The sequence below is a fragment of the Rheinheimera marina genome (assembly GCF_042654345.1).
GTDB classification, from domain to species: Bacteria; Pseudomonadota; Gammaproteobacteria; order Enterobacterales; family Alteromonadaceae; genus Pararheinheimera; species Pararheinheimera marina.
In genome coordinates this window covers 1-2,603 of the sequence record NZ_JBHSGB010000011.1, presented here as the reverse complement: position 1 = coordinate 2,603, position 2,603 = coordinate 1, and the positions used below count along the sequence as shown (strand labels likewise).

2 protein-coding genes are annotated in these 2,603 nt (G+C 48.5%); both read right to left on the bottom strand.

Annotated features, from left to right (window positions below; translation table 11 throughout):
- Positions 1-79 precede the first annotated feature (79 nt).
- On the bottom strand, positions 80-826 hold the full coding sequence (istB, locus tag ACFO3I_RS13350) for an IS21-like element helper ATPase IstB (protein WP_117096834.1): 747 nt from the start codon (positions 824-826) through the stop codon (positions 80-82).
- Positions 827-837: 11 nt separating this feature from the next.
- Positions 838-2,376 (bottom strand): IS21 family transposase, encoded by a 1,539-nt coding sequence (gene istA, locus ACFO3I_RS13345; RefSeq protein ID WP_377334656.1) that lies wholly within the window; start codon positions 2,374-2,376, stop codon positions 838-840.
- Positions 2,377-2,603 lie beyond the last annotated feature (227 nt).

Genomic DNA, 2,603 nt, shown 5'->3' with positions numbered 1-2,603 from the left:
TGCGTATTTCGGTGAATCCGATCAGCGATTCCGGAGTTATCCGATCACCTGCTAACCGTTCTTTTTCTTGATTCTATTTTTACGCTAAGTGATCGGATTGGTCTAGTTTTCTCATCGAGTCTCCTGTTAATTCAATTCGGTGGCTGTTGTGAAGTAAACGGTCTAGCAGCGCATCTGCAATGGTGGGGCTCGGAATGAGTTTGTACCATTCGCTGGTCGGTATTTGACTGGCAATAATGGTGCTTGATTGTTGATAACGCATTTCCATCACATCAAGCAGATCATTTGCTTGGCGTGCTGTCAGTGGTTCCATGCCCCAGTCGTCCAAGATCAGTAGCTTACGTTTAGCCAGTGCACTGAGTTGCTGACGGTATGATCCGTCAGCGCGTCCAATATTGAGCTCATCCAACAGCTCACCAAGCCGGTAGTAACGCGTGCTGTGATGCTGTTCACACGCTTGTGTTGCTAAGGCACAAGCTAGGTAGGTTTTTCCACATCCTGTAGCGCCTGTCAGGATAATGTTCTGATTGTGATGCAGATATTGACCACTGAGTAAGGCCGCGATTTTGTCTTTTCTTAATCCGCGATTGGCTCGGTAATCGATATGGCTTGCACGCGCATCAATGCGTAATTTCGCTTGGCGAGATAACTTTTGAACCTTCGTGTTATCTCGGCAGAGCAGTTCATGCGTGGCAAGCAGGCTTAACCGCTCCTCGAAGCTCATTTCGTTGTATGTCGCGGGTTGAGTTTGTTGCTGCAGTAATGCCTGAGTAAAGTGGCCAAGCCGCAACGCGCGCAGTTGCTCGTGTAATGTCGATAGACTCATGTTGATTTTCCTTATTGGTAGTAATGTTGGCCACGGATATTGTGGTGCGTCAGTGCTGGCTGCTCATTAACAACACCAGCGATTGAGGCATGCTCTTTGTTGTTCACTAGTAAATTGCTAATCACTTTTAAGTAGGGTTGTTCCAGCAACAATGCCTGTTGGCACGCGGCTTCCAGCCGCTCATTACTATATTTTTTAGCCAGACTCAGAATGGCCAGACAGCTTTTTACCGCCTGCTCCGGATGCTGACGACGCTCAAGCTGGAAGGCAATCACCGCCCTGGCTCCGCTACCAATGTTGTCTGCCCAACCCAGTAATCTTTCGGCGCTCCAGCGCTGTTTGATATGTGCATCAGGCATATGCTCTTTGACGGTGCTAAAGCCACCGTCGTGATGTTTTCTGGGATGCTGAGCAACCACTTTGCCTTGGTAATACACGCAGATGATTTGTGCCGTCGCCTCAATCGTCACGGTATGACTCACCAGATGATGCGGCACCGAGTATGCATGTTTGGCATACAGCACATGATAATCAGGCGCAACACGGGCTTGTTTACTGTCGATGTATTCATAGTGGTATAGCGGTAAAGGCATTAATGCAGGTTTATCAAACCGGACATAAAGCTCATAGCGAGAGCCTGGATGGATGCGCTGCTGACGGTGATTAAGCTCTTGCAGCAGTTCACGGATCCGCAGGTTTAAGCTGTTCAAGGTATAAAAATGCTCATGCCGCAATCGCATCAAGATCCAACGCTCCACAATCAATACCGCGTTTTCTGCTTTTGATTTGTCTTTGGGTTTATAAGGCCGGGCTGGCATGATTGCCGTGCCGTAATGACGTGCCATGCGCGCATAGTTCTCATTGAGAACCGGCATGTAACGATGGGTTTTGGTAACGGCGGAGCGTAGATTATCCGGCACCAATAAACGCGGAATACCCCCAAAGAACTCGAAGGCTCGGACGTGTGCCATGATCCAATCTTCCAGCTGCTGGGAGCGGCCGGCTTCAACATAGGTGTAATTCGAGGCTCCTAAAGTGGCAACAAAGATTTGGGCGTGATACCGGATCTCACCGGTGTCAGGGTTTAGGATGGCGACGGTTGGCCCACAATAATCGATAAACAGTTTGTCACCGGCAATATGCAGTTGCCGCATGCTGCGTTTAAGGCTTTTAACCCAGGTTTGATAATGCTCACAAAACTGTGTGTAGCCATAGGCCGTGGCCGTATCGAGGTCACGATATTCCTGCCATAGCAGCAGCTTGGTCATGCCTTTACGTTTGAGTTCTTGGTGCATCAGCGCGAAGTCAGGCTGACGTTTGTGCTTGGACGAGTTTTTGCCTTTATAGACCGCTTGTTCTAACTCTGTATCGCAGGTTTGTGTCACCAGCGGCCAGCTTAAACCACTACTGGCGAAGCGTGACAATATCTCGCTGACAGTCGCTGGACCCACAGAGCAGCATTTACTTATGTCTCGTAAGCTAAGTCCGGCATCAAAGCGAAGTCTCAGAATGTCTTTAATTTTGCTCATATCTGTTCTCTTTCTAGCCATGGTCAGCTTTTCCTAAATGAGTTAAAGTTAGGACGAGCTTACCAGTTGATTTAGTTAGAAAAAGAACGGTCTTTCGGCATTCCGATCAGCGATTCCGGCATTCCGAACAGCGATTTCGGAAAATGGCTAAAAGTGATCGGATAAAACCGAAATAGGCGATCGGATTAAACCGAAATGGGTGATCGGATTGGACCGAAATGAGTGATCGGAATCAGCCGAAGCATGCA

What these genes read in the sequence shown, in the direction of transcription:
- istB (WP_117096834.1), bottom strand. Translation starts at nt 826, where the DNA reads ATGAGTCTATCGACATTACACGAGCAACTGCGCGCGTTGCGGCTTGGC.
- istA (WP_377334656.1), bottom strand. Translation starts at nt 2,376, where the DNA reads ATGGCTAGAAAGAGAACAGATATGAGCAAAATTAAAGACATTCTGAGA.